Raw genomic sequence first — 21,550 nt, 5'->3', positions numbered from 1 at the left:
CGCGAGAAGAACGCCCGGTCATGCCGGGCTTTTTTGTGCCCGCAGAATACAGCTGATAGCTGAACCCCCAAAAAGAAACGCCCGACGAGCAGATTGCTCGCCGGGCGTATCATTGCGGTTGATTTAGGGTCAGGCCAGCTCGGCCGTGGTCTCGAACTCGAAGAACGGTTCACAGTCTCGAATATCAACGTGCACCACGCCGCCATGCTCGGCGAGCTCACCAAACAGGATCTCTTCGGCCAGGGGTCGCTTAATCTTGTCCTGAATCAGGCGAGCCATGGGCCGAGCCCCCATCTGAACGTCATAACCCCGCTCCGCCAGCCAGCTGCGTGCTGCATCGGACACCTCGAGCGTGACATGCTTGTCTTCGAGCTGTGTCTGCAGCTCGATGAGAAACTTGTCGACGATGCTCTTGATGACTTCGTGGCTTAGCCGACCGAACTGAATGATGGTGTCGAGGCGGTTCCTGAACTCGGGCGTGAAACTCTTCTTGATGACTTCCATTGCATCTGACGCGTGGTCCTGATGCGTGAAGCCGATCGAGGCACGCGCGGCTGTTTCGGCACCGGCATTGGTCGTCATGATGAGAATGACGTTGCGGAAGTCAGCCTTGCGTCCGTTGTTGTCCGTTAAGGTGCCGTGATCCATGACCTGGAGCAGCAGATTGAAGACCTCCGGATGCGCTTTTTCAATTTCATCCAGCAACAGAACGCAATGCGGCTGCTTGGTAATCGCCTCGGTCAACAAACCGCCCTGGTCGAACCCGACATAGCCAGGCGGCGCCCCGATCAGCCGGGATACGGTATGCCGCTCCATGTACTCCGACATATCGAAGCGCACCAATTCAATACCCAGCGCACGCGCCAACTGGCGGGCTGCCTCGGTCTTGCCGACGCCGGTAGGGCCAGCAAACAGGAAGGAACCGACCGGCTTGTCAGGAGCCTTTAGACCTGCCCGCGACAATTTGATGGCTGTCGCCAGCGAATCGATGGCGTCATCTTGGCCAAACACCGTCAACTTCAGGTCACGCTCCAGGTTACGCAACAGCTCCTTGTCGGACGTACTGACGTGCTTTGGAGGAATCCGCGCGATTTTCGCAACGATCTCCTCGACCTGTTCGACATCGATGCGCGACACGCGCTTGTCTTCGGGTTGCAGCCGCTGAAATGCGCCCGCCTCATCGATGACATCGATCGCCTTGTCCGGCATGTGCCGGTCGTTGATGTATCGCGACGCCAGCTCCGCGGCGGCACGCAGGGACTCGTCGCTGTACTCGATGTTGTGGTGCTGCTCGAACCGCCCCTTGAGGCCGCGCAGAATGCCGATGGTGTCTTCAACCGACGGCTCGGATACATCCACCTTCTGGAAGCGCCGCGCCAGGGCACGGTCCTTTTCGAAGATGCCACGGAATTCCTGGAAGGTCGTTGACCCGATGCAGCGAATCTCGCCGGACGAGAGCAGCGGCTTGAGCAGGTTGGAGGCGTCCATCACCCCGCCGGAGGCGGCGCCGGCGCCAATGATCGTATGAATTTCATCGATGAACAGCACGGCCTGCGGACGCTTGCGCAGCTCCCCAAGCAGAGCCTTGAAGCGCTTCTCGAAATCGCCCCTGTATTTGGTGCCGGCAAGCAAGGCACCCAGGTCAAGGGAGTAAACCACGGCGTTGGCGAGGAGCTCTGGAACCTGATTGTCCACGATGCGTTTCGCCAGGCCTTCGGCGATTGCCGTTTTGCCAACCCCTGCCTCACCCACCAGCAGCGGATTATTCTTGCGGCGCCGCGCCAAGATCTGCGCGACCCGCTCCACTTCATGCTCGCGCCCCACCAGAGGATCGATGCGCCCCTGGCGAGCCAGATCGTTCAGATTACTGGCATAGGCATCGAGCGGGTTGCCGGCGGTGCTAGCGTCGCCACCCTCCTCGTCTTGCATGTCCGAATCGCCTTCCGGACTTCCATTACTGCCTGGCACCTTCGAAATGCCATGAGCGATGAAATTGACGACATCGATACGTGCGACGTTCTGCTGCTTGAGCAGAAACACCGCCTGGCTCTCCTGTTCGCTGAAGATAGCCACCAGTACGTTCGCACCTGTGACTTCGCGCTTGCCGGAACTCTGCACATGGAACACAGCACGTTGGAGTACGCGCTGAAACCCGAGCGTCGGCTGGGTCTCGCGTTCTTCATCGTGCTGCGGGATCAAAGGAGTGGTGGAGTCTATGAACTCCTGGAGATCGTGGCGCAGCTTATCCAGGCTTGCACCACAGGCACGCAGCACCGTCGCGGCGGCCTCGTTGTCGAGCAAGGCCAACAGGAGATGCTCCACCGTCATGAACTCATGACGCTTTGTACGAGCCTCCTTGAAAGCCAGATTCAGAGTGACTTCGAGCTCACGGTTCAACATAGCTTTCACCTCTTACCCAACAGTCGGGGTTAACCGTCTTTCTCGATCTCACAAAGCAACGGATGCTGGCATTCCCTTGCATATTGATTGACCTGCATTGCTTTGGTTTCAGCGACATCTCTCGTGTAGACACCGCAAACGGCTCGCCCTTCGGTATGAACCGCCAGCATGATCTTGGTGGCAAGCTCCCGATTGTGGTTGAAAATTCCTTCGAGCACCTCGACGACGAAATCCATCGGCGTGTAGTCATCATTAAACATGACAACTTTGAACATGGGAGGTGCCTTCAGCGCTGGCTTGGCCTCTTCGACGGCCAACCCAGATGAGTCGTCGCCGGCAGTGCCGGGGCGATCCTGGTTGAATATTAGTCGAGTCTCTGGGAATGCACGCATGCGAATACGGTTCTGGATCGGGGCGCCGAGGCCGGGTAATTTGAAAAGGCTTCACAGCCACCTGACGAGTCGCCTTGACTAACTGCAAAACGGTGATACAAACAGTAATTGCCACAACGGCAACAGGTTGCGCGCATGGGGCTATGTGCTGCATCAGCGCGGAATGAAATGGATGTTACTCCAGTGATGGACTCCTTTGCAGAGGGACAACAGCATGCTAAGCGGTAAGGTCAAGTGGTTCAACAACGCCAAAGGCTATGGGTTCATCGTAGCAGACGGCGGCGATGAGGACCTGTTCGCCCACTACTCGGCCATCCAGATGGACGGGTATAGAACGCTCAAAGCCGGCCAGGCGGTCATGTTCGATATCCTGCAGGGTCCAAAGGGCCTGCACGCAACCAACATCAGGTCGCTACCGACGACTGCAGAGGTGACCGCTGTCGCCTCGCAAAGCTCGACCGTCGACGCCTGATGCAATAAAACAAAAAGGCCGATCACCGATCGGCCTTTTTGTGTTTTGCTCGCGTTTACATGTGCGAGATCATGGCGTCGCCGAACTCGGAGCACGACAGCAAGGTCGCGCCTTCCATCAGCCGCTCGAAGTCATAAGTCACCGTCTTAGCCGCGATTGCGCCTTCGGTGGACTTGATGATCAGATCAGCCGCTTCGACCCACCCCATGTGTCTCAGCATCATTTCGGCCGACAGGATTAGAGAGCCGGGGTTGACCTTGTCCTGGCCGGCATATTTCGGCGCGGTGCCATGGGTTGCTTCGAACATCGCGACGGTATCGGACAGATTGGCGCCTGGCGCGATACCTATGCCTCCCACTTCCGCCGCCAGCGCGTCGGATAGGTAATCGCCATTGAGGTTCAGCGTGGCGATGACATCGTACTCGGCCGGCCGCAACAAGATCTGCTGAAGCATGGCATCGGCAATGGCATCCTTGACGACAATGTTCTTGCCGGTGTTGGGGTTCTTGAATTGCATCCAAGGGCCGCCGTCGAGCAGTTCGGCGCCGAACTCGGTACGCGCGACTTCGTAACCCCACTCCTTGAACGCACCCTCGGTGAATTTCATGATGTTGCCCTTGTGCACCAGGGTCACCGAGCTGCGATCGTTGTCGACCGCGTACTGAAGAGCCTTACGCACCAGACGCTTCGTGCCTTCCTCGGAAACCGGCTTGACGCCGATACCGCAATTCTCAGTAAAACGGATCTTCTTGACGCCCATCTCTTCGGTCAGAAACTTGATGACTTTTTTCGCTTCCGGCGAACCGGCCTTCCATTCGACACCGGCGTAGATGTCCTCGGAATTTTCACGAAAGATCACCATATCCACGTCGGCCGGCTTCTTGACAGGGCTGGGTACGCCGGTGAACCAGCGAACAGGACGCTGGCAGACATAAAGATCGAGTTCCTGGCGCAGCGCCACGTTCAGCGAGCGAATACCACCCCCGACGGGCGTGGTCAGTGGACCCTTGATCGACACGACATAGTCGCGAACGACTTCAAGCGTTTCTTTCGGCAGCCAGGTGTCCTGATCGTACACTTGAGTCGCTTTCTCGCCGGCATAGATCTCCATCCAGGAAATCTTGCGCTGACCACCGTACGCCTTCTCCACGGCCGCATCGACTACCTTGATCATCACCGGACTGATATCGACGCCGATTCCGTCACCCTCAATGTAAGGAATGATCGGATTGTTCGGCACGTTCAGGGTGTTATCGGCATTGACGGTGATTTTGTCACCGCTGGCAGGCACCTGGATCTTTTGGTATCCCATGCTGGACTCCGTTTTGTTGGTTAAAACAGTGGTCATCTCCCGGAGAGTAACCCAGTTGATTTCGCCGAAACCAGATGTTCATTGGTCTTAGAGGCGGGCCATTCTTCGACCGCAGCGTGCAGTGGTATACTGCTTAGGTGACTAACGAGTCATAGGTCCCAGGCGGTCATCTATAGAGACCCCTATCCTGAATCCGTTCGATTGCTACCGCAGCCGGACGGCTCGAATGCTCGACACTCTAGTGGTGCAACCAACATCATCGCGGCGAATCCTCGATTTCTGGTACGCCAGACGGCGGCCAGAGCGCCTACCTGCGCATATCGAGGTTCTATGTACGCTCAGCAAGAGAGAGTTAACCCTACATGTCCACCCGCTCGAAGATCATCTATACCTTCACCGACGAAGCCCCTGCGCTGGCCACCTATTCGCTTCTGCCCATCGTTGAGGCTTTTGCCGGGGCCGCTGACATAGCCGTCGAAACACGTGACATCTCTCTTGCAGGGCGCATCCTCGCCGCCTTCGCTGACCGCCTGAATGCGGACAAGCGCGTCGAGGACGATTTGGCCGAGCTTGCCGTTCTGGCAACGAAGCCGGACGCAAACATCATCAAGCTGCCGAACATCAGCGCCTCGGTTCCTCAGCTGCGCAACGCCATTGCCGAACTCCAGGCACAGGGCTACGACGTCCCCAACTTCCCCGAGGATCCTCGTACCGAAGAAGAAAAGGACATCCGTGCCCGCTACGGCAAGGTGCTCGGCAGCGCCGTCAACCCGGTCCTTCGCGAAGGCAACTCGGACCGCCGCGCTCCAGCCGCGGTCAAGGCGTACGCGCGCAAGCACCCTCACTCGATGGGCAAATGGAGCATGGCTTCACAGTCGCACGCCGACTACATGCGCGGTGGCGATTTCTTCTCCAGCGAGCAATCCGTCACCATGGCCGAGGCCGGTAACGTTCGCATCGAGTTCATCGGCAAGGACGGCAAGGTCGAAGTCAAGAAAGAGCTGTCGCTCGAGAAGGGCGAAGTTCTGGACAGCATGTTCATGAGCTGCAAGAAACTGCGCCAGTTCTTTGAGCAGACGCTGCAGGACTGCAAGGAGACCGGCGTCATGTGGTCCCTGCACGTCAAGGCAACGATGATGAAGGTCTCCCACCCGATCGTGTTCGGGCATGCGGTCAGCGTGTATTACAAGGAAGTCTTCGACAAGTACGCCGACCTGTTCAAGGAGCTCGGCGTCAATCCGAACAACGGCCTGTCCAGCGTGCACGACAAGATCAAGAGCCTACCCGCCTCGCAGCAGGAAGAGATTCTCGACGACATTCACGCCTGCTACAGCCGCCGTCCGGAAATGGCGATGGTCGACTCGGTCAAGGGCATCACCAACCTGCACATCCCGAGCGACGTGATCGTCGACGCTTCGATGCCAGCCATGATTCGCAGCTCCGGCAAGATGTGGGGCAAGGACGGCACCCTGAAAGATACCAAGGCCGTCATGCCGGAGAGCACTTACGCTCGCATCTATCAGGAAATGATCAACTTCTGCAAAACCAACGGTGCATTTGACCCGACCACCATGGGTACCGTACCGAACGTCGGCCTGATGGCTCAGAAAGCAGAAGAATACGGCTCGCACGACAAGACCTTCGAAATGATGGCAGACGGCACCATGCGTGTCGTGCTCGCCGACGGCACTGTGCTGATGCAGCATCAGGTCGAAGCCGGCGACATCTGGCGCGCCTGCCAGACCAAGGACGCGCCTATCCGCGACTGGGTCAAGCTGGCTGTCACGCGTGCACGCCAGTCGAATACCCCGGCCATCTTCTGGCTCGATCCGGAGCGCGCGCACGACCGTGAACTGCAGAAGAAGGTCGAAACCTACCTGCAGGATCACGACCTGAGCGGTCTGGACATTCGCATGATGGGTTACAACGAAGCCATCCGCGTCAGCATGGAGCGTCTGGTTCGTGGCCAGGACACCATCTCCGTCACGGGTAACGTGCTGCGCGACTACCTGACCGACCTCTTCCCGATCATGGAGCTTGGCACCTCGGCCAAGATGCTGTCGATCGTTCCGCTGATGGCGGGCGGCGGCATGTACGAGACGGGCGCAGGCGGCTCGGCGCCCAAGCATGTGCAGCAACTGCTCGAAGAAAACCACCTGCGCTGGGACTCGCTGGGCGAATTCCTGGCGCTGGCCGTATCGCTCGAGGAGACCGGCATCAAGACGGACAACGCCAAGGCGAAAGTACTCGGCAAGACGCTGGACGCGGCTACAGGCAAACTGCTGGACAACGACAAGTCGCCGTCGCGGCGTACAGGCGAGCTGGATAACCGCGGCAGCCACTTCTACCTGGCGCTGTACTGGGCCCAGGAGCTTGCCACTCAGACCGAAGATCTGGAGCTGCAGGCCCATTTCGCACCGCTGGCCAAGCAGTTGAGCGAGAACGAGGAGAAGATCGTTGCCGAACTGGCACAAGTCCAGGGCAATCCTGTAGATATTGGTGGCTACTACCGCTCCAATCCCGAACTGACTAGCAAGGTCATGCGCCCCAGCGCGACCTTCAACGCCGCCCTCGCCTCGCTGAGCTGATCGACCAGGCAGAAGGTGCGTTAAGAAAGCCCCGGCCCCGTCGGGGCTTTCTTTTTTATTGTCCCCTTATGGAGCTATTCATGGCCTGGCATCCCCATATCACCGTGGCCACGGTCGTTGAGTCGGCGGGTCGCTTCCTGATGGTCGAAGAATCAAAAGGTGGAAGGCTGGTGTTGAATCAGCCGGCCGGCCACCTGGAATCCGACGAAACACTCAAGGCGGCCGCGATTCGTGAAACCCTCGAAGAAACCGGCTGGACGGTCGAGCTGACCGGCGTGGTCGGCATCTATCTCTATACCGCGCCGAGCAACGGCGTGACCTACCAGCGCGTCTGCTTTGCAGCCAAGGCACTCCACCACGACGCATCCCGATCGCTGGATGAAGGCATTGTCGCCGCAACCTGGTTGAGTCGAGACGAGTTACTGGCGCAATCGTCGCGCTGGCGTAGCGAGCTGATTATCCGGTGCATTGACGACTACCTCGCCGGGCCAAGCTATGACCTCGCGGTCGTGCGCGACTGATCTACGCATTCACCGCGGAGCGGACCAAGCCTGTTAGAATCTCGCTTTTTTGATCGGCCTTCCTGAGCTCGTATGCCTGCTACCGTTTCTGCCGCCCCCGAAAACCTGCGTGTCATCGTCGGCATGTCCGGCGGCGTCGACTCCTCGGTCTCCGCCCTGCTGCTGCTCGAACAGGGCTACAAGGTCGAAGGCCTGTTCATGAAGAACTGGGAAGAAGATGACGGCACCGAATACTGCACCGCCAAGGAAGACCTGGCCGACGCTCAAGCCGTTTGCGACAAGATCGGCATCCCGCTGCACACGGCCAATTTCGCCGCAGAGTACTGGGATAATGTCTTCGAACACTTCCTTGCCGAATACAAGGCCGGACGAACGCCAAACCCGGACATCCTCTGCAACCGGGAAATCAAGTTCAAGGCGTTTCTGGATTACGCGCTCACCCTGGGCGCCGACCTGATTGCCACCGGGCACTACGTCCGCCGACGCGATGTCGCGGGACGTAGCGAGTTGCTCAAGGGGCTCGACCCGAACAAGGATCAGAGTTATTTCCTCCACGCTGTCGGCGGCGCGCAGCTTGGCAAGACACTGTTTCCCGTCGGGGAACTCGAAAAACCCGAGGTGCGCGCCATCGCCGAGCGTCACGGCCTGGCGACCGCCCGGAAAAAGGACTCCACAGGTATCTGCTTTATTGGCGAGCGTCGTTTCAGCGATTTCCTCAAACAGTACCTTCCCGCCCAACCGGGAGACATCGAGACCGTCGAGGGCAGCGTGATCGGCCGCCATCATGGCCTGATGTATCACACCATTGGTCAGCGGCAGGGCTTGGGGATCGGCGGACTCAAGGCGGCGAGCGACGAACCTTGGTACGTCCTGGGCAAGGATCTGGAACGTAACGTATTGGTGGTGGGCCAGGGCAACGATCATCCGATGCTGTTCTCACGCGCCCTGTTGGCCTCGGACATCTATTGGGTGAATCCGATGGAATTGAACGAACCTAAGCGGCTCAAGGCCAAGGTTCGCTACCGTCAGGCCGATCAGCCTTGCCTTCTCGAGCGCACGGAGAGTGGCTATCGCGCCGTTTTCGACGAACCTCAGCGCGCGGTCACGCCGGGCCAGTCGGTGGTGTTCTATGACGGTGAGATTTGCCTCGGTGGCGGCGTGATAGAACGTGCAGAGCCCTGGTCTGCGGGAGGTCGCCCATGACGCCGTTGCAGGAGCAACTCATTGCCTTGGGCGCTGTGTTCGAGGCAGCAGCGCTCGTCGACCGTATCGCGCGGACCGGGCAAGCGCCTAATGCGGCGATGGCGAGCCTGCTCGGCAGTCTGCTGGTCCGTGAAGAGAAGCCAGCGCTTGATATTTACGGCGGAGACGACCTGAACCTGCGCGAAGGCTATCGCGCGCTGGTTGGCGCGCTGGAGCGCGACACCAGCAGCTTGCAACGCGAACCTCTGCGCTACGCCCTCGCGATGATAGGGCTGGAGCGCCAACTGGATAAGCGAAGCGACATGCTGCAAGTTATCGGAAGCCGGCTGGATCAGATCCAGGCCCAAGCGGACCATTTCGGACTGACGCACGAAAACGTCATCGCCTCATTCGGCGGTCTGTACCAGGACACCCTCAGTACATTTCGCCAGCGGATCCAGGTCCAGGGAGACATGCGTCACCTGCAACAACCAGACAACGCCGCCAAGATTCGGGCCCTGCTCCTCGCTGGCATTCGTGCCGCGCGCCTTTGGCGTCAGCTTGGCGGCCATCGCTGGCAGATGATTTTCAGCCGCCGGAAGATGCTCGACGCGCTCTATCCGCTCCTGCGCACAGGCTAGGCGCCGCTGCTGACTGACCGTCAGGTTTCCCGGGAAGGCCACCGGGATGCTTTCATGTATAATCGCCGCCCTCTTTTCGTTGCTCGACCGTCCGAGAATGCCCTCTATGCAGCTTTCCTCGCTCACTGCCGTATCACCTGTCGATGGCCGCTATGCCGGCAAAACCAGCGCTCTGCGCCCAATCTTCAGCGAGTTCGGCCTGATCCGCTGCCGCGTCCTCGTGGAGGTGCGCTGGTTGCAACGGCTTGCGGCACACACCGGGATTCCAGAGGTGGCGCCCTTCTCTGCCGAGGCCAATGAACTGCTGAACAGGCTTGCCGAAGATTTTCAGGTCGAACATGCCGAGCGGGTCAAAGCCTTCGAGCGCACCACCAATCACGACGTGAAAGCGGTCGAATACCTGCTCAAAGAGCAAGCCAAGCAACTGCCTGAACTGGCCAAGATCAACGAATTCATCCACTTCGCCTGCACGAGCGAAGACATCAACAACCTGTCTCATGCCTTGATGCTTCGTGAAGGTCGCGATCAGGTCCTGCTGCCACTCATGCGCCAACTGGCCAACGCGATTCGGCAACTCGCAGTCGAGCATGCCGAAGTGCCGATGCTCTCTCGGACGCACGGTCAACCTGCCTCGCCGACGACCCTGGGCAAGGAGCTGGCCAATGTCGTGTACCGCCTGGAGCGCCAGATTGCGCAGGTCGAGGCCGTTCCACTGCTTGGCAAGATCAACGGCGCGGTAGGCAACTACAACGCCCACCTGTCGGCTTATCCCGATGTCGACTGGGAGGCCAATGCACGTGCGTTCATTGAGGAGGACCTTGGTCTTGCCTGGAATCCCTACACGACGCAGATCGAGCCACACGATTACATTGCCGAGCTGTTCGATGCGGTGGCGCGCTTCAACACCATTCTGATCGACTTCGACCGGGACATCTGGGGCTATATCTCTCTCGGTTACTTCAAGCAGCGTACCGTTGCCGGTGAAATCGGCTCGTCCACCATGCCCCACAAGGTCAATCCGATCGACTTCGAGAACTCCGAAGGCAACCTCGGCATTGCCAACGCCCTGCTTCAACACCTGGCCAGCAAGCTGCCGATCTCCCGCTGGCAGCGTGACCTGACCGACTCGACCGTCTTGCGCAATCTTGGCGTGGGCTTCGCACACAGCGTGATCGCGTACGAAGCGACCTTGAAAGGAATCGGCAAACTGGAACTCAATGCCCCACGCATCGCCGAAGACCTGGATGCTTGCTGGGAAGTATTGGCCGAACCTATTCAGACCGTAATGCGTCGCTATGCGGTGGAGAATCCTTATGAAAAGCTCAAGGAGCTGACTCGCGGCAAAGGCATCAGCCCCGAAGCCCTGCAGACGTTCATCGACGGCCTCGATATTCCGGCCGACGCCAAAGAGGCGCTACGCAAGCTCACGCCGGCCGCGTACATCGGAAACGCCGTAGCCCAGGCCAAGCGAATCTGAACCCATCCTTTTCAGCCCACGCCCGGCTGTGCCGGGCGTTTTTATTGGTCGCTCGCCCTCGAGCAAGGTGCCTTCATGACATCCGACATTCCCCTTGAGATCCTCGGCGGCATCAGCGCACGCGAGTTTCTTCGAGAGTATTGGCAGAAAAAGCCACTGCTGATTCGCCAGGCTCTACCCGGCTTCGAAAGCCCCGTATCACCAGATGAGCTGGCCGGGCTATCCCTCGAGGAAGACGTCGAGTCGCGCCTGGTCATCGAGCATGGCGAGCGCCCATGGGAACTGCGTCGGGGCCCCTTCACCGAAGATACCTATCAGCAATTGCCCGAGCGCGATTGGACACTGCTGGTTCAGGCTGTCGACCAACTCGTTCCGGACGTCGCCCAGCTCGTCGAGCATTTTCGCTTTTTGCCGAACTGGCGCATCGATGACGTCATGATCAGCTTTGCCGCGCCAGGTGGCGGTGTCGGGCCGCACTTCGACAATTACGACGTATTTCTCCTGCAGGCGCATGGCAATCGGCGCTGGCGCGTGGGCCAGATGTGTGATGCCGAAAGCAAGATGCTGACGCACCCGGACCTGCGCATCCTGGCCGAATTTCAGGAAGTGGAAGAATGGGTGCTGGAACCGGGCGACATGTTGTATCTCCCGCCGCGCCTGGCACATTACGGTACCGCCGAAGACGCCTGTATGACTTATTCGCTCGGCTTCCGGGCACCGAGCGCAGCCGAAGTGCTCACGCATTTCACTGATTTTCTTGCGCAGTTCCTGCCCGACGAGGAACGCTACAGTGACGCCGACCTGACCCCAGCGGATGATCCTTACCAGATTCAAAGCGACGCGCTCGACCGCCTGCGTACGATGCTCACCGAGCATATGAGCGACGAACGCCTGTTGCTGACCTGGTTCGGTCAGTTCATGACCGAACCCCGCTACCCCGAACGGGTGCAAGGCCCCGAAATGGAAGAATCCGAACTGTTCGCGGCCTTGTCAGATGGGGTGGTGCTTGTGCGTAATCTCAGCGCACGCCTGGCCTGGAGCGAAGTCGATATCGGACTGCTGCTATTCGCCAGCGGCCAGAGCCGCCTGTTACCCGCTCACCTCCGGGATCTGCTCAAGCTCCTGTGCTCGGCCGACGCTCTGCATGTCGACAACCTGCAACCCTGGCTCGCCGATGAGGATGGGCGTAATCTGATCTGGCAGCTGGTCAAACAAGGAAGTCTGGAGTTTGCTGATGAGTGAAATCGACGTTCGCATCGCTGACTGGCAGCGGGATAACGCAGAGCTGCGCAGAATACGCGAGACCGTATTCATCGCCGAGCAGTCGGTTCCACCGGAACTGGAATGGGATTCCGACGACGCCGATGCGGTGCATTTTCTGGCGTTTGAAGATGGGTACGCAATCGGCACCGCAAGGTTACTTGGCGACGGTCACATTGGCCGGGTATCGGTGCTAAGGGATTGGCGCGGCATGAACGTCGGTGAAGCGCTGATGCGCGCCGTCATTGCCGAAGCCGAACGGCGGGGGCTGGAAGAGCAACGCTTGAGTGCGCAGGTCCATGCCACCGCCTTTTACGAACGCCTAGGTTTCCACGTAATCAGCGAGGAGTTCCTCGAGGCCGGAATCCCCCACGTCGACATGCTGCGCAAGAGTCAATGAGATGAGCGAAAGCGAACCGGATCGAAGCGAAATACCGGCTGACCTGCCGGCAATCGACTTCGAGTCACCCGGTCGCTTTGCCTATGACATCAATCCGGCACCCATGCAGCCCGGCGATAAACCGCTAGCCGGACGGCGCCCCTTCGACACCGCTGAGCAGGCCCGGGAGCACGCACTAAACCTGCTACGGCAGGCGCGACGAAGCCTGAGTCTTTTCACCCCGGATCTCGAGGCGTGGCTTTACAACAATCTTGAAGTCCAACAGGCGTGCGCCCTTATGCTGCGCGCCCATCCGCGTAACCGCATGCGTGTGCTGATCGCCGATTCCTCGCGCGCCATCAGGGAAAGCCATCGTCTACTGGCGCTGTCGCGCAGACTGACCAGCACCATGCAGATTCGCAAGCTCAATCCCGATTACCCTATGGAGCAAGGCGCGTATCTGATTGTTGATGATCATGGGCTGCTCGTGCGCCCAAGCGTCGAACGCTTCGCCGGCTATGCGCTGTACCAGGACGCCGCTCGCGCCCGCCAGCGTCAGCAGCAGTTCGATACAGCCTGGTCACACAGCCTTACTGATCCCGAGTTGAGGAGCTTCCTGCTATGAAGCGGCGCCGTCTCTCCCTCCTATCTGCCCTGCTGGTATGCCTGCACAGTCAAGCAGCGACCGAAGTGATCCCGCTCGAATACCGCATGGCTGATGACGTACTGGCCGTTGCCCAGTCCGTGGTCGGTGAGCAGGGCAAGGTCAACGCCTACGGCAATCAACTGATCGTCAACGCACCCGATTCCGTGATCGCAGAGCTGCGAACCGTGTTGTCCCGGCTCGATACGGCACCGCGCCGCCTGTTGATCAGCGTCGACACCCAGAATGCGGCGAGCGACAGCGAATCCGGATTCCAGGTCGACGGCTCTTTCGGCGGAGGGAACGTCAGACTGGAAACCGGCCAGAACGGTAATTCAGGCGAGAACAGGGTGCGGATCATTCGGCATAGCACCGCGAGCCAAGGTGGGGGCGTGCAGCAGGTGCAGGCAACCGAAGGATATCCGGCCCTGATTCAGGTCGGTCAGAGCGTACCGATTACTACACGTGACACCGATGGGTATGGGCAGATCTATCAGCAGACCCAATATCGCGACGTGACACGCGGCTTCTATGCAACCGCGACCGTTCATGGCGAGCAGGTTCAGGTCACGATCAGCAGCCATGACGACCGCCTAGACCGCTACCAGCCCGGGGTGGTCAACGTCCGAGATACCGATACGCGTGTCAGCGGCCGTTTAGGTGAGTGGATACCGCTCGGAGGCGTCAATGAAAGCGCCAGTGGCAACCAGCGAGGCACCTTGCGCCGTTACTCCACTGCCGGTCAGGAAGACTTCTCGCTGCGCCTGAAGGTCGAGCGCCTCGATTAGGTACATGTGAACCCGCCCCTAACGTCGTCCTCAAAGAAAATGTAGTGACCTGAAAAATCAACTACAAAACATTTGACGAAGCTTTTTCCCCGGCGCATTATGGCCCCGCTCCCGCTAACCAGGGGCCCTGATCGAGGGCCTCCGGACCGCTCGGCCAACCAGCAAGCGATCCGTGACTGTACTGCCCACAAGGCGGACTGACGAGGTTGCGACTGGAACGAGTCGTCCCGAGGGACGGGGAAGCGATTGACGCGCAGCATGTAGAAGCAATCCGCTGAGCCACCGATGGCGCCTTGCCGTCGTGCCGGAATGCCACGACCATTCCGCAGCAGATACCTCCTCATGCGGTCGTAACTGCACACCCTCCTTCATGGTCAATCTCGTCTCGGTCGGTATTTCGACACTCTGCCGCGTGTTGCTCGCATCAGCTCAACATGCAGGTTTCGGTGGGAACAGTCGGTGCTCAACCAAACACGAATTTTTTCTCGAAAGGATTGACCATGTCCGCTTATCAAAACGACATCAAAGCCGTTGCCGCTCTGAAAGAAGCAGCTGGAAGCAGTTGGAGCGCGATCAACCCTGAATCCGTGGCCCGCATGCGTGCCCAGAACCGCTTCAAGACCGGCCTGGAAATCGCCCAGTACACGGCCGACATCATGCGCCGGGACATGGCCGAGTATGACGCAGACTCGTCGCTTTACACCCAGTCCCTCGGTTGCTGGCATGGCTTCATCGGTCAGCAGAAGCTGATCTCCATCAAGAAGCACCTGAAGACCACCAACAAGCGCTACCTCTACCTGTCCGGTTGGATGGTCGCAGCTCTGCGTTCCGAGTTCGGCCCGCTGCCGGACCAGTCCATGCACGAAAAGACTGCCGTTTCCGACCTGATCGAAGAGCTGTATACCTTTCTGCGTCAGGCCGACAGCCGCGAACTGGACCTGCTGTTTACCGCTCTGGACGCCGCTCGCGAAGCCGGCGATACCGCGAAGGCCAACGAAATCCAGAGCCAGATCGACAACTACGAAACCCACATCGTCCCGATCATCGCCGACATCGATGCTGGCTTCGGTAACCCGGAAGCCACCTACCTGCTGGCCAAGCGCATGATCGAAGCAGGTGCCTGCTGCATCCAGATCGAAAATCAGGTCTCCGACGAGAAGCAGTGCGGTCACCAGGACGGCAAGGTTACCGTTCCGCACGCCGACTTCCTCGCCAAGATCGCGGCCGTTCGTTACGCCTTCCTCGAGCTCGGCATCGACAACGGCGTCATCGTTGCGCGTACTGATTCCCTGGGTGCCGGCCTGACCAAGCAGATCGCTGTGACCAAGGAGCCGGGCGACCTGGGCGACCTGTACAACTCGTTCCTGGATTGCGAAGAAATTTCCGAAGCCGAACTGGGCAACGGCGACGTCGTCATCAAGCGTGAAGGCAAACTGCTGCGTCCGAAGCGCCTACCGTCCAACCTGTTCCAGTTCCGCAAGGGCACTGGCGAAGACCGCTGCGTTCTGGACTGCATCACTTCTCTGCAAAACGGCGCCGACCTGCTGTGGATCGAGACCGAGAAACCGCACGTTGGGCAGATCAAGGCCATGGTTGACCGCATCCGCGAAGTCGTTCCAAACGCCAAGCTGGTCTACAACAACAGCCCGTCGTTCAACTGGACACTGAACTTCCGTCAGCAGGTGTTCGACCAGTTCGTGGCCGAAGGCAAGGACGTTTCCGCCTACGACCGTGCCAAGCTGATGAGCGTCGAGTACGACGAAACCGAGCTGGCCCAGATCGCCGACGAGAAGATCCGCACCTTCCAGCGTGACGGCTCGGCTCACGCCGGTATCTTCCATCACCTGATCACCCTGCCGACTTACCACACCGCTGCCCTGTCGACCGATAACCTGGCCAAGGGGTACTTCGCTGACCAAGGCATGCTGGCCTACGTCAAGGGTGTTCAGCGTCAGGAAATCCGTCAGGGCATCGCCTGCGTCAAGCACCAGAACATGGCTGGCTCCGACATCGGCGACAACCACAAGGAATACTTCGCTGGCGAGGCTGCTCTGAAGGCCAGCGGTAAAGACAACACCATGAACCAGTTCCACTGATCGCGCGGCCCGGCGTCCCCCGGGCCCACAGCTTCCCGGGCCCCGCATCGGCGGGGCTTTTTTTTGCTCGTCCATTCGTCGGGCGGGCCGGCACTGTCATTAACTTGTCGTCTGTTCAACATAGCGTCATAGCTCCGTCGATTACCCTAATGGAGCTACGTCGTGACTGACGATAATCACAACATCATGTTTGGCAATGGCGATGAGCGTCCGAGCAACCGTTCCGCCAATCCTCATATTCAGGACGTGATTGCCGTGGGGCGGCGTCAGGTCATAGCCGGCGGAGCTGCCTTGGGCGCGCTGGCCTTCCTGGGTGGAATGCCTGCGATCGCAGCCGCTGCCGCCCCCAAAGGTAACGCACCGGCTTTCCAACGCCGCAGCCGACTCCCCTTTGGGGCGGTCGGGGTGACCCGCGCCGACGCCATCACTGTTCCAGACGGGTACACGGTGGACGTATTCATTCCCTGGGGAACGCCCATCTGCGGGAGCTACCCCGCCTACCTCGAAGACGCCAGCAACAGCGCTGAGGATCAGGCTCAGCAAACCGGCATGCACCATGACGGCATGCATTTCTTCCCCATGGATGCGCGCTTCAAAGGGCGCAAAAGCGACCACGGCTTGCTTGCACTGAACCATGAGTACGTCGATAGCGCGCTGCTGCACCCGAACGGCCCAAGTGTGCAGGATGGCAAGCGCACCAAGGCCGAAGAAGTCCGTAAGGAAATCAATGCCCACGGCGTCTCGGTCGTAGAGATCAAACGCAACGCGCGAGGCGATTGGGCAGTCTTGCCATCCGCGCGCAACCGGCGCATCACCGGCGCAACCCCAATGCGCATCGAAGGCCCGGCGCGCGGCCATGAGCTGATGCACACGCGCTACAGCCCAAGCGGCACCACGACCCGTGGCACGCTGAACAATTGTTCCAACGGCTATACACCCTGGGGTACCTATCTGACGTGCGAGGAGAACTGGGCAGGTTACTTCGCCAGCCGCGACGCCGAACTGCCGAGGCATCTCGAGCGCTATGGCGTAGGTACCGCTGGCCGCTATGGCTGGGAGACCGTGCCTGGAGATGAGTTCCAGCGTTTCGATGCCACCACGATCGGCGAGGACGCACGCTCGGACTATCGGAACGAGCCCAACACGTTCGGATGGATCGTGGAAATCGATCCGTTCGATCCCGACTCCACACCTGTAAAGCGCACGGCGCTCGGGCGCTTCGCCCATGAAGGCTTGGTCTTCGCTCCCGCCAAGGCAGGCTGGCCGGTCGTATGCTATTCCGGCGACGATTCGCAGAACGAGTACATCTACAAATACATCAGTCGGGACAGGTACCGTCCGCTACGGGATGACAGTCGTTTACTCGACGAGGGAACGCTGTACGTGGCGCGCTTCAACCCGGATGGCACCGGGGACTGGCTCGCGCTGGACTTCGAGGACGCCAGCTTCCAACAGGCTTGCCTGACTGCTGGCGTCCAATTTCGTGATCAGGGCGAGGTCCTGATCAACACAAGGCTTGCGGCGGATATTGTCGGAGCGACCAAGATGGACCGTCCCGAATGGGGCGCCGTGCATCCCGACACCGGCGAAGTGTATTTCACACTGACGAATAACTCGGCACGTCAGGAGGCGAATGCCGCCAATCCAAGGTCCCCCAACCCTTACGGACATATCGTCCGTTGGCGCGAAGACGGCCGCAACAATATCGGCACTACCTTCCGCTGGGATCTGTATCTGCTTGCCGGTCCGGAATCGGATAGCCGCGATCCCCGTGGCAGGTCGCTCGATCAGGACAATGTCCTGGCAAGCCCAGATGGACTCTGGTTCGATGATGAAGGCCGCCTCTGGATTCAGACGGACATGAGCGGCAGCCAACTGAGCGCCGGTCCCTTTGGCAACAACCAGATGTTGGTTTCCGACCCGAAGACAGGCCAGACCAAGCGCTTCCTGGTCGGCCCGACAGGCGCTGAAATTACGGGAATCACCTCGACGCCCGACTTCAGAACGGTCTTCGTGAACGTGCAACACCCCGGGGAAGGATCTACACCCACGCAGTACACCAGCGTATGGCCCGACGGACCAAGACGGCGTCCGCGCTCGGCGACGGTAATCATTCGACGTAAGGATGGTGGTCGCGTGCTTTGAGCCCGCTGGGTCTAGATGCGCCCCTTGGCGGGTGCATCTAGACCGGAGGTTCCCGCTCCCCCTCCGGCGACGTGAACAACCCCCACGCAGAGATGAATAGCGCCGCAATCAAGGGGCCAATTACAAAGCCATTCAAACCAAATAGCGCGAGCCCACCTAACGTCGAAATAAGCACGACGTAGTCCGGCATTTTTGTGTCTTTGCCAACCAATATCGGCCTGAGGATGTTGTCGACGAGACCGATCACCAAGATGCCGTAGAGCGTGAGCACAACCCCCTGAACGATCATGCCCTTCATGAGGAAATAAATCGCCACCGGTGTCCAGATGATTCCCGCCCCCACGGCTGGCAATAGCGAAAGAAATGCCATCAGTACGCCCCAGAGCAACGCCCCTGGAATATCCAGCACTGCGAAAATCACCCCTCCCAGAAAACCCTGCGTGGCGGCTACGACAATGTTCCCCTTCACCGTTGCTCTGACGACCCGGGTGAACTTGCTGAAAAGTCGACGCTTCTGGGTGTCACTCAAGGGCAACGCTCGCCTGACCTTCGCTACCAGTTCGCGACCATCGCGTATGAGAAAGAACAACAGATACAGCATGACGAAAAAGCTGATTACGAACTGGAACGTACCTTGCCCAAAGCTGAACGCCTTGGTTGCCAAAAACTGACTGCCCTCGAGAGCACCGCTGGCCAGCCGGTCGCGTATCTGATCGATATCGCCAAGTCCGAACCGCTGCATCTGCACCTGCAACGACGGTGGAAGCAGCTCTTTTGCGCTGCCAACGATACTTCCCACATCCAGCTCACCGCTTTCGATCTGCCGATAGAGGGACGCCCCCTCTTGCACGAGCAGGCCGGTGATCAATATGACCGGCAGCACCGCCACCATCAGCGATACGAACAGCGTGATCAGGGCCGTCAGATTGCGCCTGTTCCCACAGCGCTGAAACAACCAGCGCTGAAGTGGCGCGAAGATAATCGCCAGTATGACGGCCCAGAAAACTGCGCCGTAGAACGGATAGAGGATCCAACCAAATGCAAGGGATACGACGAGCAACAAGGCCAGGAAGACTTTCTGCTCCAAGGTCGTATTCACAGTTGGTTTCCTATCGCTGGGATGACTACTCCTTAGTCAGCAATAGTCAGCAGGAGTGCGCATGGCTGCGAGGGGCCGTAAGAGCCCCTCTGCCGCGCTAAAGAATCAGGGCGGCTACCCAGCCGAACCCGAGCAACGGTAGGTTGTAGTGAAGAAACGTTGGGACCACGGTGTCCCAGATGTGGTTGTGCTGTCCGTCCGCGTTCAAGCCTGCCGTCGGGCCGAGGGTCGAGTCCGAAGCGGGTGAGCCAGCGTCGCCAAGCGCCCCGGCGGTACCAACGAGGCAGACGATTGCCAACGGGCTGAAGCCCAACTCAAGACCTAGCGGGACGAAGATGGCAGCGATGATCGGAACTGTCGAGAAGGACGAACCGATTCCAATCGTCACGAGCAGCCCAACGACCAACATCACCAGCGCACCGATCGCTTTGCTGTTGCCGATCCATGCAGTCGAGGCATCCACCAGGGCTTTCACTTCTCCAGTAGCCCGCATTACCTCGGCGAAACCAGCTGCTGCGATCATGATGAAGCCAATCATGGCCATCATTTTCATCCCTTCGGTAAACAGATCGTCCGCCTCGCGCCAGCGCACCACGCCTGACACGGAGAAAATAACGAAGCCGACCAAAGCTCCCAGGATCATCGAATCGAGCCATAGCTGAACAACGAAAGCGGCCGCAACAGCAATTGCGGCAACCAACAACGTGAGCGGGCTGTACCGCGCGCCTCGCGGCTCATCGCGCTCGATTTTCCGAAGATCGTAGTTGCGAGGTTTCCTATAGCTGAACAGGGCGATGAGCAGGCCTGCACACATGCCAAGCGCGGGAATCAACATGGCCTGACTGACATTGATGTTGGTCACATCAGCGCCATTCTGCGAAACATTGGCCAGCAATATTTCCTTGAGAAAGATGCTCCCGAAGCCCACAGGAAGAAACATGTAGGGCGTGACTAGACCAAATGCCAACACACACGCAATCAACCGCCTGTCGATTTCGAGTTTGCTGAGCACGAAGAGCAGCGGAGGCACAAGCAGCGGGATGAAGGCGATATGAATGGGCAAAATATTCTGCGACGAGATCGCAACCGCCAACAGCAACAAAACCATCAGCCACTTGATTGGACCAGCCGACTTGGAGTCCTGCGAGCCTACCAACGCGAGGGCACGATCAGCCAGTGCGTTCGCCAATCCACTTTTACCAATTGCAACTGCAAAGGCGCCAAGTAACGCGTAGGACAGAGCCACTGTTGCCCCGCCACCGAGCCCCTTGTTGAACGCAGACAAACTACCATCCAAGCCCAGGCCGCCAAGCATACCCCCCGTAATGGCACCCGCAATCAGCGCAACTACTACATGCACCCTGCACAAACTCAAGACCAGCATAATGCCGACTGCCGCTACGACTGCGTTCATTCAATCCCCCCCACCGCCCGGAAAAAGCGCGGTACTGTGCCCTAACATACTCGTAGTGTCAAAATGCACCGTCACCTCCAAGCGGGAATCAAGCGGGCGGCATGGAGGAAAAAAGCGTAAGATTCGGGCCATTGCAGTCAGGTTTTGGTTGGATGTTCCGTGGAAATTTTTAAAGAATTTACGTTCGAATCAGCGCACCGCCTGCCGAACGTCCCTGCAGGACATAAATGTGGGCGCCTGCACGGGCATTCGTTCCGGGTTGCGCTTTATCTACGAGGCGAAGTGGATCCCCACACAGGATGGATCCGGGATTTTGGCGAGATCAAAGAGGTGTTCAAGCCAATTTATGATCGTCTCGATCACAACTATCTGAATGATTTACCAGGCTTGGAAAATCCAACAAGCGAGAATCTTGCTCGCTGGATTTGGCAGGAGTTGAAGCCGCTGCTACCGGAACTGTCCCGTATCCGGATACATGAAACATGTACCAGTGGCTGCGAATATCTGGGCGACTAAGCCGGAGCAAGGTGACTCTCTAGTGGCGTAGCCGGAACAGGGCTACGCCTCACTCAAGGCTCGATCTCACTAGCTCGCTGATCGTGCTGATTTTCTCTAGCCAACGGTGCACTGGTCATCGCCTGGCCTGGCTGCGCCGATCAGGCGTGTGTATTCCTCGCGAGACGACCCAATAGCGAGGACTTTCTCGGCGTATTTCCTCGCCTCCTGTCCCAGCGATGGCGT

At 59.0% G+C, this 21,550-nt stretch carries 18 protein-coding genes; 13 read left to right on the top strand and 5 right to left on the bottom strand.

Annotated features, from left to right (window positions below; all coding sequences use genetic code 11):
* Positions 1 to 129: 129 nt before the first annotated feature.
* Both clpA and clpS read right to left on the bottom strand, forming a co-directional pair.
* On the bottom strand, positions 130 to 2,400 hold the full coding sequence (gene clpA, locus MST27_RS05895; RefSeq protein WP_243605080.1) for an ATP-dependent Clp protease ATP-binding subunit ClpA: 2,271 nt from the start codon (positions 2,398 to 2,400) through the stop codon (positions 130 to 132).
* A gap of 29 nt (positions 2,401 to 2,429) precedes the next feature.
* Positions 2,430 to 2,792, bottom strand: a complete 363-nt coding sequence (clpS, locus tag MST27_RS05890) for an ATP-dependent Clp protease adapter ClpS (RefSeq protein ID WP_243605079.1) — start codon at positions 2,790 to 2,792, stop codon at positions 2,430 to 2,432.
* Positions 2,793 to 3,006: 214 nt separating this feature from the next.
* Between clpS and cspD the strand changes: the two genes are divergently transcribed.
* A complete protein-coding gene (gene cspD / locus MST27_RS05885) occupies positions 3,007 to 3,264 on the top strand; it encodes a cold shock domain-containing protein CspD (protein WP_275973097.1) in 258 nt (85 codons plus the stop codon).
* Between the two features lie 55 nt (positions 3,265 to 3,319).
* Here the strand turns inward: cspD and icd are convergent, their stop codons facing one another.
* Positions 3,320 to 4,576, bottom strand: coding sequence for an NADP-dependent isocitrate dehydrogenase (icd, locus tag MST27_RS05880; RefSeq protein ID WP_243605078.1), 1,257 nt, complete (start codon positions 4,574 to 4,576; stop codon positions 3,320 to 3,322).
* A 362-nt stretch (positions 4,577 to 4,938) separates the two neighbouring features.
* Here icd and MST27_RS05875 point away from each other — a divergent pair, with 362 nt between their 5' ends.
* The 11 genes from MST27_RS05875 (at position 4,939) to MST27_RS05825 (ending at position 18,296) form a co-directional block, all read left to right on the top strand.
* On the top strand, positions 4,939 to 7,164 hold the full coding sequence (locus MST27_RS05875) for an NADP-dependent isocitrate dehydrogenase (protein ID WP_243605077.1): 2,226 nt from the start codon (positions 4,939 to 4,941) through the stop codon (positions 7,162 to 7,164).
* 80 nt (positions 7,165 to 7,244) lie between these two features.
* Positions 7,245 to 7,685 (top strand): NUDIX hydrolase, encoded by a 441-nt coding sequence (locus tag MST27_RS05870; RefSeq protein WP_243605076.1) that lies wholly within the window; start codon positions 7,245 to 7,247, stop codon positions 7,683 to 7,685.
* Positions 7,686 to 7,757: 72 nt separating this feature from the next.
* Positions 7,758 to 8,888 (top strand): tRNA 2-thiouridine(34) synthase MnmA, encoded by a 1,131-nt coding sequence (mnmA, locus tag MST27_RS05865; RefSeq protein WP_243605075.1) that lies wholly within the window; start codon positions 7,758 to 7,760, stop codon positions 8,886 to 8,888.
* Positions 8,885 to 9,508, top strand: coding sequence for a high frequency lysogenization protein HflD (gene hflD, locus MST27_RS05860; protein ID WP_243605074.1), 624 nt, complete (start codon positions 8,885 to 8,887; stop codon positions 9,506 to 9,508). Before mnmA ends, hflD begins: the two co-directional genes overlap by 4 nt.
* A gap of 106 nt (positions 9,509 to 9,614) precedes the next feature.
* Entirely contained in the window at positions 9,615 to 10,985 is a 1,371-nt protein-coding gene (purB, locus tag MST27_RS05855) for an adenylosuccinate lyase (protein ID WP_243605073.1), read from the top strand.
* A 75-nt stretch (positions 10,986 to 11,060) separates the two neighbouring features.
* Complete coding sequence (locus MST27_RS05850; RefSeq protein WP_243605072.1) at positions 11,061 to 12,227, top strand: ribosomal protein uL16 3-hydroxylase; 1,167 nt, start codon at positions 11,061 to 11,063, stop codon at positions 12,225 to 12,227.
* Positions 12,220 to 12,645: a GNAT family N-acetyltransferase gene (locus tag MST27_RS05845; protein WP_243605071.1), complete on the top strand. Its 426-nt coding sequence runs from the start codon at positions 12,220 to 12,222 to the stop codon at positions 12,643 to 12,645. Before MST27_RS05850 ends, MST27_RS05845 begins: the two co-directional genes overlap by 8 nt.
* Position 12,646: 1 nt before the next feature.
* A complete protein-coding gene (locus MST27_RS05840; protein ID WP_243605070.1) occupies positions 12,647 to 13,249 on the top strand; it encodes a DUF7931 domain-containing protein in 603 nt (200 codons plus the stop codon).
* Positions 13,246 to 14,055, top strand: coding sequence for a secretin N-terminal domain-containing protein (locus tag MST27_RS05835; protein ID WP_243605069.1), 810 nt, complete (start codon positions 13,246 to 13,248; stop codon positions 14,053 to 14,055). Before MST27_RS05840 ends, MST27_RS05835 begins: the two co-directional genes overlap by 4 nt.
* A gap of 500 nt (positions 14,056 to 14,555) precedes the next feature.
* A complete protein-coding gene (locus MST27_RS05830; protein ID WP_243605068.1) occupies positions 14,556 to 16,151 on the top strand; it encodes an isocitrate lyase in 1,596 nt (531 codons plus the stop codon).
* A 186-nt stretch (positions 16,152 to 16,337) separates the two neighbouring features.
* Positions 16,338 to 18,296, top strand: a complete 1,959-nt coding sequence (locus MST27_RS05825; protein ID WP_275973119.1) for a PhoX family protein — start codon at positions 16,338 to 16,340, stop codon at positions 18,294 to 18,296.
* 37 nt (positions 18,297 to 18,333) lie between these two features.
* On the opposite strand, the gene MST27_RS05820 is transcribed toward MST27_RS05825, so the two are convergent.
* Positions 18,334 to 19,395, bottom strand: a complete 1,062-nt coding sequence (locus tag MST27_RS05820; RefSeq protein WP_243605066.1) for an AI-2E family transporter — start codon at positions 19,393 to 19,395, stop codon at positions 18,334 to 18,336.
* Between the two features lie 97 nt (positions 19,396 to 19,492).
* Positions 19,493 to 20,809, bottom strand: a complete 1,317-nt coding sequence (locus MST27_RS05815) for a Na+/H+ antiporter family protein (RefSeq protein WP_243605065.1) — start codon at positions 20,807 to 20,809, stop codon at positions 19,493 to 19,495.
* Between the two features lie 159 nt (positions 20,810 to 20,968).
* Between MST27_RS05815 and queD the strand changes: the two genes are divergently transcribed.
* The gene (gene queD / locus MST27_RS05810; RefSeq protein WP_243605064.1) at positions 20,969 to 21,325 is read left to right on the top strand and encodes a 6-carboxytetrahydropterin synthase QueD; all 357 of its coding nucleotides are present in this window, start codon (positions 20,969 to 20,971) and stop codon (positions 21,323 to 21,325) included.
* The last annotated feature ends 225 nt before the right edge of the window (positions 21,326 to 21,550 follow it).

Origin of the sequence: Stutzerimonas marianensis (genome assembly GCF_022810315.1) — a bacterium.
Lineage (GTDB): Bacteria > Pseudomonadota > Gammaproteobacteria > Pseudomonadales > Pseudomonadaceae > Stutzerimonas > Stutzerimonas marianensis.
This window is presented reverse-complemented; position numbering and strand designations above follow the sequence as displayed.